The organism is Endozoicomonas euniceicola (assembly GCF_025562755.1).
Classification (GTDB): domain Bacteria; phylum Pseudomonadota; class Gammaproteobacteria; order Pseudomonadales; family Endozoicomonadaceae; genus Endozoicomonas_A; species Endozoicomonas_A euniceicola.
In genome coordinates, this window is record NZ_CP103300.1 from 3,856,068 (window position 1) to 3,872,414 (window position 16,347).

Here is a 16,347-nt window from a genome sequence, read left to right on the forward strand (position 1 = left end):
CACCCAATAGCCCAATTCTACGGACACCACAATGGGCAAAAAAAATAACGCTCCAGTCTTTGTGTTTTCAAAAAAAATGTTGGCAGTGGTGTTTCTGCTGTGGGTGGCAGTCATGGTGGGTAGCGTCCGTGGAGAATGGGTAACACCAGCTTCTGTACATCAGGGCGGGATTGCCCATGTTGCTTCAAGGCTCTGGCTTCAGCAGCAACCCGTGCTTAAATCCGCTATGGATGAAAAAGTTGCGGTTTCAAAAAGATCGGCAACGGTGGTTATTCTGGCAGAAGACGACGGTTTTAGTGTACTGGCCACTGAGTCAGCAGTCTTCACATGGCAGGATGCGTGCAATGCCACCACGCTTTCCGACATGACCCGGCATCTGCACTGCCACGACCCTAATGCCCTGCTGACCGGGTTAAGAGCCACACTGCAGTTTAGTCACAGTGGGGAGTCTGTGCAGGTGACCGGGTTTGCCTCGGTTTTGCAGGTGCAGACTACCGGAGGAACAGACCTGGCCATTGCTCCTTTTCAGAGTGATAGCCCGGGTCTGCCTGACCAGCAATATGAACAACAGTACAGAGCCATTCTGGAGTACCTGTCCCGGCAAAGGAGAAAGTCTGAAGAGATAGACCGGCGAACAAGATTCTGGACAAACGCCATGTCAAGGTTAGCCCCTGAAAAACCGGACGAAGTGTTAAGGCAGGAGCAGAAAATAAAGGAGCAGCGAGCGCCTTTCAGGTTCCATTACTCACTGGCACACCGTTCGGCCCTGCAGGATGAAACGTTCTGGTTTTTTACGGACAAGATGGAGGGAAGAGAAATTGTGCTGACTCCCGACAATAACCTTTCTGCCTGCACTCCTGTTTCCCTGTCATCGGGGAGCATGGCTGACCTGTCCAATGGTTCCAAAAGAAATCCTCCACCCGTTGATAAACCAGCAGCTACGAAGAGCAAAAAAAGAAAACTCAGCACCAGCACCAGCACCAGCACCAGTAATAGCGAGAGCCCGCAGAGTGTCACAAATCCGCAGACCGAGGGTTATCCCGTGATACCGGATATCCCCATAAAACAGGAAGAAAATGTCATTGAATTTGGTGAAAGAAAAGTCTTGACAAGTGCTGAACTGTTTGTCATCAAGCCGGAAAGCGGTATTACCAGAAAACCGCCAGAACCGCCTTTCAAAACAAATTGCAAGATTCTGCGTGCCCCGGCATTCTGGAAACTTTTTACTAAGAAAAAGCGACAGCAACTGGAAAACAGGATATTGGAATATATTAATAAAACCAATGAAGAAAGAGTGGTGCACATCGAAGGTCTGGTCAGAGAGGTGCGGTACGAGGCAAACGAGGGCGACCCTTACCAGGCTCTGGACGGGCAAAAGCATGTAGTAGCCGCCAAAAAACTGTCCAAGGGTACTGTACTGGGACATTACCGGGGCTCTCTCTGGTTGATAGATGAGAATGCCCCGTCTCCGGAGTGTGGTACATTAGATCAGCAAATATCCTATTCCGTTAACTGTGACTACAAAGGAGAAGGAGAAGAAGCCACGGATGATTGTCAGGAAATGTAATGGCTTTCAGGTTATGACGACGGCAATATTTTTTCCTGCGTTAACGACTGTACCATCACCAGCAATGCCGACGACGATACCGGTACTTTAGAGCCAAACGTCAGTTTCATTATTGTTTATATGGATGATTTCCCCGTGGTTATGGTCGTGACAACGAAGTTTATCCCGGAGGGCAAAGGACTCTGGCTGAGCTATGGAGAAGCTTACTGGGACTATAAAAACGAACCGGTTGTGGTGCCCGACGGTGATGACGATCATAGCGGAGCCGGAGCAAAAAACAAAAAACACGTGTGTGATGTGTGTGGAAAGAAGTTTGCTCGCTCCATACACCTCATAGTACACAAGCGCACCCACACTGGAGAGAAGCCTTATGAGTGCGATGTGTGTCAAAAGAGATTTGCCTGCTCCAGTAACTTCGTAAGACACAGGCGCACCCACACCGGAGATAAGCCTTATAAGTGCGATGTGTGCCAAAAGAGATTTGCTCATTCCGGAGGCCTCGTAAAACACAAACGCAGCCACACAGGGGAGAGGCCTCATGAGTGCGATAAGTGCCAAAAGAGATTTACTCAATCCGGAGACCTCATAAGACACAAACGCACCCACACCGGAGAGAAGCCTTATGAGTGCGATAAGTGCCAAAAAAGATTTTCTCGACTCGAACACCTCGTAAAACACAAGCGCACTCAACACAAGGAATCCCCAACAGAACAACCACCACAGCAATAGTCTACACTCCCGCCAAAATCACCCAATAGCCCAATTCTACGGACACTACAATGGGCAAAAAAAATAACGCTCCAGTCTTTGTGTTTTCAAAAAAAATGTTGGCAGCGGTGTTTCTGCTGTGGCTGGCTGCCATGGTGGACAGCGCCCGTGGAGAATGGGTAACACCAGCTTCTGTACATCAGGGGGGGATTGCCCATGTTGCTTCAAGGCTCTGGCTTCAGCAACAACCCGTGCTTAAATCCGCTATGGATGAAAAGGTCGCGGTTTCAAAAAGATCGGCAACGGTGGTTATCCTGATAGAAGACGACGGTTTTAGTGTACTGACCACTGAGCCGGCAGTTTTCACATGGCAGGATGCGTGTAATGCCACCACGCTTTCCGACATGAACCGGCATCTGCGCTGCCACGACCCCAATGCCCTGCTGACCGGGTTAAGAGCCACACTGCAGTTTAGTCACAGTGGGGAGTCTGTGCAGGTGACCGGGTTTGCGTCGGTTTTGCAGTTGCAGACCACCGGGGGAACAGACCTGGCCATTGCTCCCTTTCAGAGTGATAGCCCGGGTCTGCCCGACCAGCAATATGAACAACAATACAGAGCCATTCTGGAGTACCTGTCCCGGCAAAGGAGAAAGTCTGAAGTGATAGACCGGCGAACAAGATGCTGGACAAACGTCATGTCAAGGTTAGCCCCTGAAAAACCGGACGAAGTGTTAAGGCAGGAGCAGAAAATAAAGGAGCAGCGAGCGCCTTTCAGGTTCCATTACTCACTGGCACACCGTTCGGCCCTGCAGGATGAAACGTTCTGGTTTTTTACGGACAAGATGGAGGGAAGAGAAATTGTGCTGACTCCCGACAATAACCTTTCTGCCCGCACTCCTGTTTCCCCGCCATCGGGGAACATGGCTGACCTGTCCAATGGTTCTAAAAGAAATCCTCCACCCGTTGATAAACCAGCAGCTACGAAGAGCAAAAAAAGAAAACTCAGCACCAGCACCAGTAATAGCGAGAGCCCGCAGAGTGTCACAAATCCACAGACCGAGGGTTATCCCGTGATACCGGATATCCCCATAAAACAGGAAGAAAATGTCATTGAATTTGGTGAAAGAAAAGTCTTGACAAGTGCCGAACTGTTTGTCATCAAGCCGGAAAGCGGTATTACCAGAAAACCGCCAGAACCGCCTTTCAAAACAAATTGCAAGATTCTGGGTGCCCCGGCATTCTGGAAACTTTTTACTAAGAAAAAGCGACAGCAACTGAAAAACAGGATATTGGAATATATTAATAAAACCAATGAAGAAAGAGAGGCGCACATCGAAGGCCTGGTCAGAGAGGTGCGGTACGAGGCAAACGAGGGTGACCCTTACCAGGCTCTGGACGGGCAAAAGCATGTAGTAGCCGCCAAAAAACTGTCCAAGGGTACTGTACTGGGACATTACCGGGGCTCTCTCTGGTTGATAGATGAGAATGCCCCGTCTCCGGAGTGTGGTACATTAGATCAGCAAATATCCTATTCCGTTAACTGTGACTACAAAGGAGAAGGAGAAGAAGCCACGGATGATTGTCAGGAAATGTACTGGCTTTCAGGTTATGACGACGGCAATATTTTTTCCTGCGTTAACGACTGTACCATCACCAGCAATGCCGACGACGATACCGGTACTTTAGAGCCAAACGTCAGTTTCATTATTGTTTATATGGATGATTTCCCCGTGGTTATGGTCGTGACAACGAAGTTTATCCCGGAGGGCAAAGGACTCTGGCTGAGCTATGGAGAAGCTTACTGGGACTATAAAAACGAACCGGTTGTGGTGTCCGACGGTGATGACGGTCATAGCGGAGCCAGGGCAAAAAACAAAAAATGTGCGTGTGATGTGTGTGGAAGGGTATTGGCTAGTTCTGGAAACCTGACAAGGCACAAGCGCATCCACACCGGAGAGAAGCCTTATGAGTGCGATGTGTGTCAAAAGGGATTTGCTGTTTCCGCAACCTTGGTAGCACACAAGCGCACCCACACCGGCGAGAAGCCTTATGAGTGCGATGTGTGTCAAAAGAGATTTGCTTGCTCCAGTAACTTCGTAAGACACAAGCGCACCCATACCGGAGATAAGCCTTATGAGTGCGATAAGTGCCAAAAAAGATTTTCTCAACTCGCACACCTCGTAAGTCACAAGCGCACCCAACACAAGAACCTTCCAACAGAGCAACCGCCACAGTAATAGTCTACACTCCCGCCAAAATCACCCAATAGCCCAATTCTACGGACTCCACAATGGGCAAAAAAAATAACGCTTCAGTCTTTGTGTTTTCAAAAAAAATGCTGGCAGTGGTGTTGCTGCTGTGGCTGGCTGTCATTGTGGGCAGCGTCCGTGGAGAATGGGTAACACCAGCTTCTGTACATCAGGGCGGGATTGCCCATGTTGCTTCAAAGCTCTGGCTTCAGCAACAACCCGTGCTTAAATCCGCTATGGATGAAAAAGTCGCGGTTTCAAAAAGATCGGCAGCGGTGGTTATTCTGGTAGAAGACGACGGTTTTAGTGTACTGGCCACTGAGCCAGCAGTCTTCACATGGCAGGATGCGTGCAATGCCACCACGCTTTCCGACATGACCCGGTATCTGCGCTGCCACGACCCTAATGCCCTGCTGACCGGGTTAAGAGCCACACTGCAGTTTAGTCACAGTGGGGAGTCTGTGCAGGTGACCGGGTTTGTGTCGGTTTTGCAGGTACAGACCACCGGGGGAACAGACCTGGCTATTGCTCCCTTTCAGAGTGATAGCCCGGGTCTGCCCGACCAGCAATATGAACAACAATACAGAGCCCTTCTGGAGTACCTGTCCCGGCAAAGGAGAAAGTCTGAAGGGATAGACCGGCGAACAAGATGCTGGACAAACGCCATGTCAAGGTTAGCCCCTGAAAAACCGGACGAAGTGTTAAGGCAGGAGCAGAAAATAAAGGAGCTGCGAGCGCCCGTCAGGTTCCATTACTCACTGGCACACCGTTCGGCCCCGCAGGATGAAACGTTCTGGTTTTTTACGGACAAGATGGAGGGAAGAAAAATTGTGCTGACTCCCGACAATAACCTTTCTGCCTGCACTCCTGTTTCCCTGCCATTGGGGAGCATGGTTGACCTGTCCAATGGTTCCAAAAGAAATCCTCCGCCCGTTGATAAACCAGCAGCTACGAAGAGCAAAAAAAGAAAACTCAGCACCAGTAATAGCGAGAGCCCGCAGAGTGTCACAAATCCGCAGACCGGGGGTTATCCCGTGATACCGGATATCCCCATAAAACAGGAAGAAAATGTCATTGAATTTGGTGAAAGAAAAGTCTTGACAAGTGCTGAACTGTTTATCATCAAGCCGGAAAGCGGTATTACCAGAAAACCGCCAGAACCGCCTTTCAAAACAAATTGCAAGATTCTGGGTGCCCCGGCATTCTGGAAACTTTTTACTAAGAAAAAGCGACAGCAACTGAAAAACAGGATATTGGAATATATTAACCGACATTCACCACCCAACATGACATTTTCCTAATACCTGCTATCTATCAGATAAGCAAATATCAAGAAGCCTTGTTATGCCTCCTATTCAATACCACTCTCAGGTCATGGATCATCTCGGTCTAGTGGCTGGAATGTGCAAGAGCTGGGCATTGCCGACCATATCGACAGGCGCGCGCCCAAAGTATCTGACGAATGGAACATCTCCCACGGTGAGGCCGTTGTCGCGATGATTATCAATGGCCTCGGCTTTACGGGGCAGTCTCTCCACATGTTCCCTCAGTTCTTCTCCAATAAACCCCTCGATAAACTGATCAGAGAGGGGATTGAGCCCGAACACATAAACGACAAAGTTCTTGGAAGAACACTGGATGAACTGTTTGAACTGGGTGTCAGTAAAGTCTATTTTGAGCTGGCTATCAAGGTGGCTACGCATCTCAAATTGCCATGTGATGCACTCAACCTTGATGGCACAGGATTTCACGTCGATGGCCGTTATAACAGCGAGGAGGAAGTAAGTGACGAGGACCTCAATTGCATCAGGCTTTGCAAGGGCTACAGCCGAGATCATCGTCCTGACCTGAACCAGGCCATATTGCTCCTGCTGACCGAAAACCGGGCAGGCATTCCGATGTTTATGAAAGCAGCCAGCGGTAATGTGACGGACAAGACCAGTTTCAAACAAGTGGTTTCTGAGCATATAAAGAGCTTCAAGGCGGCACTGAATGCCCGTTACTTCATCGGTGATGCTGCATTGTATGTGGCTGAAACCGTTCAGGAACTGAGTCAGCAGGATCAGTTGTTTATCTCCAGAGTTCCTCTCAACATTGGTGCAGCCAAAGAACTGGTTCAAAGTGCGCCATTGCGCTCAATGGTTGAGGTTGAAGGGTTTGAGCATTACGAATCTGTAGAGACTCTGTCTGACTATGCAGGTGTCGTACAACGTTGGGTACTGTTTCGAAATAATCAAAGCCAGAAAACAGAACAGAAGACACTGACAAGGCGTATGCAGAAAAAGTCCCTGAAGGAGTTCAAGGAACTTGAGAAATTGGGCAAGAAGCCATTCTGTTGCGAATCGGATGCCATGGAAGCTTTCAAGCTATGGCAAAAACAGTCCGTATACTGCCAGGCTGAACCTGAGATCATCGAGAGTCCCTGCTATAAAACCAAAGGCCGTCCTGCTGATGGGACGGTTCCCGACCACTATGAATATTATGTGACAGGCTCCTGCACGGTTGCTGTACAGACTCGTCGTGATGCAGAAGCATCGTTGGGTTGTTTTGTTCTGGCAACCAACGATACAGATACAGTCCGGCTTGACGCTGGCGAACTACTGAGGACGTATAAATCCCAGCAGCAGGTTGAGAGAGGTTTTCGCTTCCTGAAGAGCCCTGATTTTCTGGTGTCTTCACTGTATCTCAAAAAACCTGAGCGTATTGAGGCCCTGTTAATGGTGATGACACTCTGTCTTATGGTCTATGCTGCAATTCAGCATCGAATCCGCTATGAACTGAAAAGGCAGAGCCGAACGTTCCCGGACATGAAGAAGAAACCAGCCCAGAACCCAACGGGCAGATGGGTTTTCCTGTGCTTTGATGGGATTCATGTGCTGTCGGTTAACGGGACGGAGAAACACATGGTTGGAATATCAGAAAGGCAATCGACGATCATTTTTATTTTGGGCTCAACGTACCAAGAAATTTATTCCTGAATAGGGTGGTGAATGACGGATATTAATAAAACCAATGAAGAAAGAGAGGCGCACATCGAAGGTCTGGTCAGAGAGGTGCGGTACGAGGCAAACGAGGGCGACCCTTACCAGGCTCTGGACGGGCAAAAGCATGTGGTAGCCGCCAAAAAACTATCCCGGGGTACTGTACTGGGACATTACCGGGGCTCTCTCTGGTTGATAGATGAGAATGCCCCGTCTCCGGAGTGTGGTACGTTAGACCAGCAAATATCCTATTTCGTTAACTGTGACTACAAAGAAGAAGGAGAAGAAGCCACGGATGATTGTCAGGAAATGTACTGGCTTTCAGGTTATGACGACGGCAATATTTTTTCCTGCGTTAACGACTGTACCGTCACCAGCAATGCCGACGACAATACCGGTACTTTAGAGCCAAACGTCAGTTTCATTATTGTTTATATGGATGATTTCCCCGTGGTTATGGTCGTGACAACAGAGGATATCCCGGAGGGCAAAGGACTCTGGCTGAGCTATGGAAAACCTTACTGGGACTATAAAAACAAACCGGTTGTGGTGCCCGACGGTGATGGCGATCATAGCGGAGCCGGGGCAAAAAACAAAAAATATAAGTGTGATGTGTGTGGAAGGGAGCTTGCTAATTCCGGAAGTCTCACAAGACACAAGCTCACCCACACAGGAGAGAAGTCTCATGAGTGCGATGTGTGTGGAAAGAAGTTTGCTCGTTCCGAAACTCTCACAAGACACAAGTGCCGCCACACCGGGGAAGAGCCTCATGAGTGCGATCTGTGTCAAAAGAGATTTGCCTGCTCCAGTAACTTCGTAAGACACAGGCGCACCCACACCGGAGATAAGCCTTATAAGTGCGATGTGTGTCCAAAGAGATTTGCAGCTTCCGGAGACTTGACAATACACAGGCGCCACCACACAGGAGAGAGGCCTTATGAGTGCGATGTGTGCCAAAAGAGATTTACTGACTCCGGAAACTTAGCAAAACACAGACGCTACCATACCGGGGATAAGCCTTATGAGTGCGATAAGTGCCAAAAGAGATTTGCTCATTCCGGAAACTTAGCAAGACACAAGCGCACCCACACCGGAGAGAAGCCTTATGAGTGCGATGTGTGTCAAAAGAGATTTTCTCGACTCGAACACCTCGCAAGACACAAGCGCACCAAACATAAGGAATCCCCAACAGAACAACCACCACAGCAATAGTCTACACTCCCGCCAAAACCACCCAATAGCCCAATTCTAATGACTCCGTAATGGGTAAAAAAAATAACGCTTCAGTCTTTGTGTTTTCAAAAAAAAGGTTGGCAGTGGTGTTTCTGCTGTGGCTGGCTGTCATGGTGGACAATACCCGTGGAGAATGGGTAACACCAGCTTCTGTACATCAGGGCGGGATTGCCCATGTTGCTTCAAGGCTCTGGCTTCAGCAGCAGCCCGTGCTTAAATCCGCTATGGATGAAAAAGTCGCGGTTTCAAAAAGATCGGCAACGGTGGTTATTCTGATAGAAGACGACGGTTTTAGTGTACTGATCACTGAGCCGGCAGTCTTCACATGGCAGGATGCGTGCAATGCCACCACACTTTCCAACATGACCCGGCATCTGCGCTGCCACGACCCCAGTGCTTTGCTGACCGGGTTAAGAGCCACACTGCAGTTTAGTCACAGTGGGGAGTCTGTGCAGGTGACCGGGTTTGCGTCGGTTTTGCAGGTGCAGACCACCGGGGGAACAGACCTGGCCATTGCTCCCTTTCAGAGTGATAGCCCGGGTCTGCCCGACCAGCAATATGAACAACAATACAGAGCCATTCTGGAGTACCTGTCCCGGCAAAGGAGAAAGTCTGAAGAGATAGACCGGCGAACAGGATGCTGGACAAACGCCATGTCAAGGTTAGCCCCTGAAAAACCGGACGAAGTGTTAAGGCAGGAGCAGAAAATAAAGGAGCAGCGAGCGCCCGTCAGGTTCCATTACTCACTGGCACACCGTTCGGCCCCGCAGGATGAAACGTTCTGGTTTTTTACGGACAAGATGGAGGGAAGAGAAATTGTGCTGACTCCCGACAATAACCTTTCTGCCTGCACTCCTGTTTCCCTGCCATTGGGGAGCATGGCTGACCTGTCCAATGGTTCCAAAAGAAATCCTCCACCCGTTGATAAACCAGCAGCTACGAAGAGCAAAAAAAGAAAACTCAGCACCAGCACCAGCACCAGCACTAGTAATAGCGAGAGCCCGCAGAGTGTCACAAATCCGCAGACCGGGGGTTATCCCGTGATACCGGATATCCCCATAAAACAGGAAGAAAATGTCATTGAATTTGGTGAAAGAAAAGTCTTGACAAGTGCTGAACTGTTTGTCATCAAGCCGGAAAGCGGTATTACCAGAAAACCGCCAGAACCGCCTTTCAAAACAAATTGCAAGATTCAGGGTGCCCCAGCATTCTGGAAACTTTTTACTAAGAAAAAGCGACAGCAACTGGAAAACAGGATATTGGAATATATTAATAAAACCAATGAAGAAAGAGAGGCGCACATCGAAGGTCTGGTCAGAGAGGTGCGGTACGAGGCAAACGAGGGCGACCCTTACCAGGCTCTGGACGGGCAAAAGCATGTAGTAGCCGCCAAGAAACTGTCCAAGGGTACTGTACTGGGACATTACCGGGGCTCTCTCTGGTTGATAGATGAGAATGCCCCGTCTCCTGAGTGTGGTACGTTAGACCAGCAAATATCCTATTCCGTTAACTGTGACTACAAAGAAGAAGGAGAGAAAGCCGCGGATGATTGTCAGGAAATGTACTGGCTTTCAGGTTATGACGACGGCAATATTTTTTCCTGCATTAACGACTGTACCGTCACCAGTAATGCTGACCACGATACCGCTACTGTAGAGCCAAACGTCAGTTTCATTATTGTTTATATGGATGATTTCCCCGTGGTTATGGTCGTGACAACAGAGGATATCCCGGAGGGCAAAGGACTCTGGCTGAGCTATGGAGAACCTTACTGGGACTATAAAAACGAACCGGTTGTGGTGCCCGAAGATGAAAATGATCGTAGCGGAGCCAGGGCAAAAAACAAAAAACACGTGTGTGATGTGTGTGGAAGGGGGCTTGCTAATTCTGGAAGTCTCACAAGACACAAGCTCACCCACACAGGAGAGAAGCCTCATGAGTGCGATGTGTGTCAAAAGGGATTTATGCACTCCAGTGACCTCACAAGACACAAGCTCACCCACACAGGAGAGAAGCCTCATGAGTGCGATGTGTGTCAAAAGGGATTTATGCACTCCAGTGACCTCACAAGACACAAGCGCACCCACACCGGAGAGAAGCCTTATGAGTGCGATGTGTGTAAAAAGACATTTACTCAATCCGGACACCTCAAAGTACACAAACACACTCACACCAGGGAGAAGCCTTATAAGTGCGATGTGTGTGAAAAGAGATTTTCTGCTTCTGGAAGCTTAGCAACACACAGGCGTAGCCACACCGGGGAGAAGCCTCATGAGTGCGATAAGTGCCAAAAGAGATTTGCTCAATCCGGAGGCCTCGTAAGACACAAACGCAGCCACACAGGGGAGAGGCCTCATGAGTGCGATAAGTGCCAAAAGAGATTTACTGACTCGGGAAACTTAGCAGCACACAAACGAACCCACACCGGAGAGAAGCCTTATGGGTGCAATGTGTGTGAAAAGAGATTTGCTCGCTCCGAAGGCCTCACAAGACACAAGCGCACCCACACCGGAGAGAAGCCTTATGAGTGCAATGTGTGTCAAAAGAGATTTGCTCTTTCCAGTAACCTCTCAAAACACAAGCGCACTCAACACAAGGAATCCCCAACAGAACAACCACCACAGCAATAGTCTACACTCCCGCCAAAATCACCCAATAGCCCAATTCTACGGACACTACAATGGGCAAAAAAAATAACGCTCCAGTCTTTGTGTTTTCAAAAAAAATGTTGGCAGCGGTGTTTCTGCTGTGGCTGGCTGTCATGGTGGACAATACCCGTGGAGAATGGGTAACACCAGCTTCTGTACATCAGGGCGGGATTGCCCATGTTGCTTCAAGGCTCTGGCTTCAGCAACAACCCGTGCTTAAATCCGCTATGGATGAAAAAGTTGCGGTTTCAAAAAGATCGGCAGCGGTGGTTATTCTGGTAGAAGACGACGGTTTTAGTGTACTGGCCACTGAGCCGGCAGCCTTCACATGGCAGGATGCGTGTAATGCCACCACGCTTTCTGACATGAACCGGCATTTGCGCTGCCACGACCCCAATGCCCTGCTGACCGGGTTAAGAGCCACACTGCAGTTTAGTCACAGTGGGGAGTCTGTGCAGGTGACAGGGTTTGCGTCGGTTTTGCAGGTGCAGACCACCGGGGGAACAGACCTGGCCATTGCTCCTTTTCAGAGTGATAGCCCGGGTCTGCCCGACCAGCAATATGAACAACAGTACAGAGCCATTCTGGAGTACCTGTCCCGGCAAAGGAGAAAGTCTGAAGAGATAGACCGGCGAACAAGATGCTGGACAAACGCTATGTCAAGGTTAGCCCCTGAAAAACCGGACGAAGTGTTAAGGCAGGAGCAGAAAATAAAGGAGCTGCGAGCGCCCGTCAGGTTCCATTACTCACTGGCACACCGTTCGGCCCCGCAGGATGAAACGTTCTGGTTTTTTACGGACAAGATGGAGGGAAGAAAAGTTGTGTTGACTCCCGACAATAATCTTTCTGCCTGCTCCCCTGTTTCCCTGCCATCGGGGAGCATGGTTGACCTGTCTAATGGTTCCAAAAGAAATCCTCCACCCGTTGATAAACCAGCAGCTACGAAGAGCAAAAAAAGAAAACTCAGCACCAGTAATAGCGAGAGCCCGCAGAGTGTCACAAATCCGCAGACCGAGGGTTATCCCGTGATACCGGATATCCCCATAAAACAGGAAGAAAATGTCATTGAATTTGGTGAAAGAAAAGTCTTGACAAGTGCTGAACTGTTTATCATCAAGCCAGAAAGCGGTATTACCAGAAAACCGCCAGAACCGCCTTTCAAAACAAATTGCAAGATTCTGGGTGCCCCGGCATTCTGGAAACTTTTTACTAAGAAAAAGCGACAGCAACTGAAAAACAGGATATTGGAATATATTAATAAAACCAATGAAGAAAGAGAGGCGCACATCGAAGGCCTGGTCAGAGAGGTGCGGTACGAGGCAAACGAGGGTGACCCTTACCAGGCTCTGGACGGGCAAAAGCATGTAGTAGCCGCCAAAAAACTGTCCAAGGGTACTGTACTGGGACATTACCGGGGCTCTCTCTGGTTGATAGATGAGAATGCCCCGTCTCCGGAGTGTGGTACATTAGATCAGCAAATATCCTATTCCGTTAACTGTGACTACAAAGGAGAAGGAGAAGAAGCCACGGATGATTGTCAGGAAATGTACTGGCTTTCAGGTTATGACGACGGCAATATTTTTTCCTGCGTTAACGACTGTACCGTCACCAGTAATGCTGACCACGATACCGCTACTGTAGAGCCAAACGTCAGTTTCATCACTGTTTATATGGATGATTTCCCCGTGGTTATGGTCGTGACAACAGAGGATATCCCGGAGGGCAAAGGACTCTGGCTGAGCTATGGAAAACCTTACTGGGACTATAAAAACGAACCGGTTGTGGTGCCCGACGGTGATGACGATCATAGCGGAGCCGGGGCAAAAAACAGAAAATATAAGTGTGATTTGTGTGGAAGGGAGTTGGCTCATTTCGGAAGCCTCGTAAGACACAAACGCACCCACACCGGAGAGAAGCTTTATGAGTGCGATGTGTGTCAAAAGAGATTTGCTCGTTCCGGACACCTCGCAAGGCACAATCGCATCCATACCGGAGAGAAGCCTTATGAGTGCGATGTGTGTCAAAAGAGATTTGTTAACTCCGGAAACTTGGCAGCACACAGGCTCAGACACACCGGGGAAAAGCCTCATGAGTGCGATGTGTGTCAAAAGAGATTTGCCTGCTCCAGTAACTTCCTAAGACACAGGCGCACCCACACCGGGGCGAAGCCTTATGAGTGCGATGTGTGTAAAAAGACATTTACTCAATCCGGACACCTCAAAGTACACAAACACACTCACACCAGGGAGAAGCCTTATAAGTGCGATGTGTGTAAAAAGACATTTACTCAATCCGGACACCTCAAAGTACACAAACACACTCACACCAGGGAGAAGCCTTATAAGTGCGATGTGTGTGAAAAGGGATTTTGTGCTTCTGGAAACTTAGCAACACACAGGCGTAGCCACACCGGGGAGAAGCCTTATGAGTGCGATAAGTGCCAAAAGAGATTTGCTCAATCCGGAGGCCTCGTAAAACACAAACGCAGCCACACAGGGGAGAGGCCTCATGAGTGCGATAAGTGCCAAAAGAGATTTACTCAATCCGGAGACCTCATAAGACACAAACGCACCCACACCGGAGAGAAGCCTTATGAGTGCGATAAGTGCCAAAAAAGATTTTCTCGACTCGAACACCTCGTAAAACACAAGCGCACTCAACACAAGGAATCCCCAACAGAACAACCACCACAGCAATAGTCTACACTCCCGCCAAAATCACCCAGTAGCCCAATTCTACGGACACCACAATGGGCAAAAAAAATAACGCTCCAGTCTTTTTGTTTTCAAAAAAAAAGTTGGCAGTGGTGTTTCTGCTGTGGCTGGCCACCATGGTGGACAGCGCCCGTGGAGAATGGGTAACGCCAGCTTCTGTACATCAGGGCGGGATTGCCCATGTTGCTTCAAGGCTCTGGCTTCAGCAGCAGCCCGTGCTTAAATCCGCTATGGATGAAAAAGTCGCGGTTTCAAAAAGATCGGCAACGGTGGTTATTCTGATAGAAGACGACGGTTTTAGTGTACTGACCACTGAGCCGGCAGTCTTCACATGGCAGGATGCGTGTAATGCCACCACGCTTTCCGACATGAACCGGCATCTGCGCTGCCACGACCCCAGTGCTTTGCTGACCGGGTTAAGAGCCACGCTGCAGTTTAGTCACAGTGGGGAGTCTGTGCAGATGACCGGGTTTGCCTCGGTTTTGCAGGTGCAGACCACCGGGGGAACAGACCTGGCCATTGCTCCTTTTCAGAGTGATAGCCCGGGTCTGCCCGACCAGCAATATGAACAACAATACAGAGCCATTCTGGAGTACCTGTCCCGGCAAAGGAGAAAGTCTGAAGAGATAGACCGGCAAACAAGATGCTGGACAAACGCTATGTCAAGGTTAGCCCCTGAAAAACCGGACGAAGTGTTAAGGCAGGAGCAGAAAATAAAGGAGCTGCGAGCGCCCGTCAGGTTCCATTACTCACTGGCACACCGTTCGGCCCCGCAGGATGAAACGTTCTGGTTTTTTACGGACAAGATGCAGGGAAGAGAAATTGTGCTGACTCCCGACAATAACCTTTCTGCCTGCTCCCCTGTTTCCCTGCCATCGGGGAGCATGGTTGACCTGTCCAATGGTTCCAAAAGAAATCCTCCACCCGTTGATAAACCAGCAGCTACGAAGAGCAAAAAAAGAAAACTCAGCACCAGCACCAGCACCAGTAATAGCGAGAGCCCGCAGAGTGTCACAAATCCGCAGACCGGGGGTTATCCCGTGATACCGGATATACCTATAAAACAGGAAGAAAATGTCATTGAATTTGGTGAAAGAAAAGTCTTGACAAGTGCTGAACTGTTTATCATCAAGCCGGAAAGCGGTATTACCAGAAAACCGCCAGAACCGCCTTTCAAAACAAATTACAAGATTCTGGGTGCCCCGGAATTCTGGAAACTTTTTACTAAGAAAAAGCGACAGCAACTGGAAAACAGGATATTGGAATATATTAATAAAACCAATGAAGAAAGAGTGGCGCACATCGAAGGTCTGGTCAGAGAGGTGCGGTACGAGGCAAACGAGGGCGACCCTTACCAGGCTCTGGACGGGCAAAAGCATGTGGTAGCCGCCAAAAAACTATCCCGGGGTACTGTACTGGGACATTACCGGGGCTCTCTCTGGTTGATAGATGAGAATGCCCCGTCTCCGGAGTGTGGTACGTTAGACCAGCAAATATCCTATTCCGTTAACTGTGACTACAAAGAAGAAGGAGAAGAAGCCACGGATGATTGTCAGGAAATGTACTGGCTTTCAGGTTATGACGACGGCAATATTTTTTCCTGCGTTAACGACTGTACCGTCACCAGCAATGCCGACGACAATACCGGTACTTTAGAGCCAAACGTCAGTTTCATTATTGTTTATATGGATGATTTTCCCGTGGTTATGGTCGTGACAACAGAGGATATCCCGGAGGGCAAAGGACTCTGGCTGAGCTATGGAGAACCTTACTGGGACTATAAAAACGAAGCGGTTGTGGTGCCCGATGGTGATGACAATCATAGCGGAGCCGGGGCAAAAAACAAAAAATGTGCGTGTGATGTGTGTGGAAGGGTATTGGCTAGTTCTGGAAACCTGACAAGGCACAAGCGCATCCACACCGGAGAGAAGCCTTATAAGTGCGATGTGTGTCAAAAGGGATTTGCTGTTTCCGCAACCTTGGTAGCACACAGGCGCACCCACACCGGAGAGAAGCCTTATGAGTGCGATGTGTGTAAAAAGACATTTACTCAATCCGGACACCTCAAAGTACACAAACACACTCACACCAGGGAGAAGCCTTATGAGTGCGATAAGTGCCAAAAAAGATTTTCTCAACTCGCACACCTCGTAAGTCACAAGCGCACCCAACACAAGAACCTTCCAACAGAACAACCGCCACAGCAATAGTCTACACTCCCGCCAAAATAACCCTATAGCCCAATTC

At 49.2% G+C, this 16,347-nt stretch carries 8 protein-coding genes and 1 pseudogene; all 9 read left to right on the top strand.

Translation table 11 applies throughout. The features are described 5' to 3' along the window. The first annotated feature begins 31 nt into the window (after positions 1–31). The 9 genes and pseudogenes from NX720_RS15785 to NX720_RS15825 all read left to right on the top strand — a co-directional run bounded on the left by NX720_RS15785 (position 32) and on the right by NX720_RS15825 (position 16,310). Positions 32–1,567: a hypothetical protein gene (locus NX720_RS15785; RefSeq protein WP_262595783.1), complete on the top strand. Its 1,536-nt coding sequence runs from the start codon at positions 32–34 to the stop codon at positions 1,565–1,567. A gap of 120 nt (positions 1,568–1,687) precedes the next feature. After that, positions 1,688–2,296 carry a C2H2-type zinc finger protein gene (locus NX720_RS15790; RefSeq protein WP_262595785.1) on the top strand — a complete coding sequence of 203 codons (609 nt, stop codon included), beginning with the start codon at positions 1,688–1,690 and terminating at the stop codon, positions 2,294–2,296. Positions 2,297–2,346: 50 nt separating this feature from the next. Next, a complete protein-coding gene (locus tag NX720_RS15795; protein WP_262595786.1) occupies positions 2,347–4,512 on the top strand; it encodes a C2H2-type zinc finger protein in 2,166 nt (721 codons plus the stop codon). Between the two features lie 53 nt (positions 4,513–4,565). Further along, positions 4,566–5,825, top strand: a complete 1,260-nt coding sequence (locus NX720_RS15800; RefSeq protein ID WP_262595787.1) for a hypothetical protein — start codon at positions 4,566–4,568, stop codon at positions 5,823–5,825. 43 nt (positions 5,826–5,868) lie between these two features. Further along, positions 5,869–7,502 (top strand): annotated as a pseudogene (locus tag NX720_RS15805) (IS1634 family transposase). Positions 7,503–7,514: 12 nt separating this feature from the next. Next, complete coding sequence (locus NX720_RS15810) at positions 7,515–8,717, top strand: C2H2-type zinc finger protein (protein WP_262595790.1); 1,203 nt, start codon at positions 7,515–7,517, stop codon at positions 8,715–8,717. Between the two features lie 50 nt (positions 8,718–8,767). Then, positions 8,768–11,368 carry a C2H2-type zinc finger protein gene (locus tag NX720_RS15815; RefSeq protein WP_262595792.1) on the top strand — a complete coding sequence of 867 codons (2,601 nt, stop codon included), beginning with the start codon at positions 8,768–8,770 and terminating at the stop codon, positions 11,366–11,368. A gap of 50 nt (positions 11,369–11,418) precedes the next feature. Then, complete coding sequence (locus tag NX720_RS15820; protein ID WP_262595794.1) at positions 11,419–14,085, top strand: C2H2-type zinc finger protein; 2,667 nt, start codon at positions 11,419–11,421, stop codon at positions 14,083–14,085. Between the two features lie 50 nt (positions 14,086–14,135). Further along, positions 14,136–16,310: a C2H2-type zinc finger protein gene (locus tag NX720_RS15825; RefSeq protein WP_262595796.1), complete on the top strand. Its 2,175-nt coding sequence runs from the start codon at positions 14,136–14,138 to the stop codon at positions 16,308–16,310. Positions 16,311–16,347: the final 37 nt, after the last annotated feature.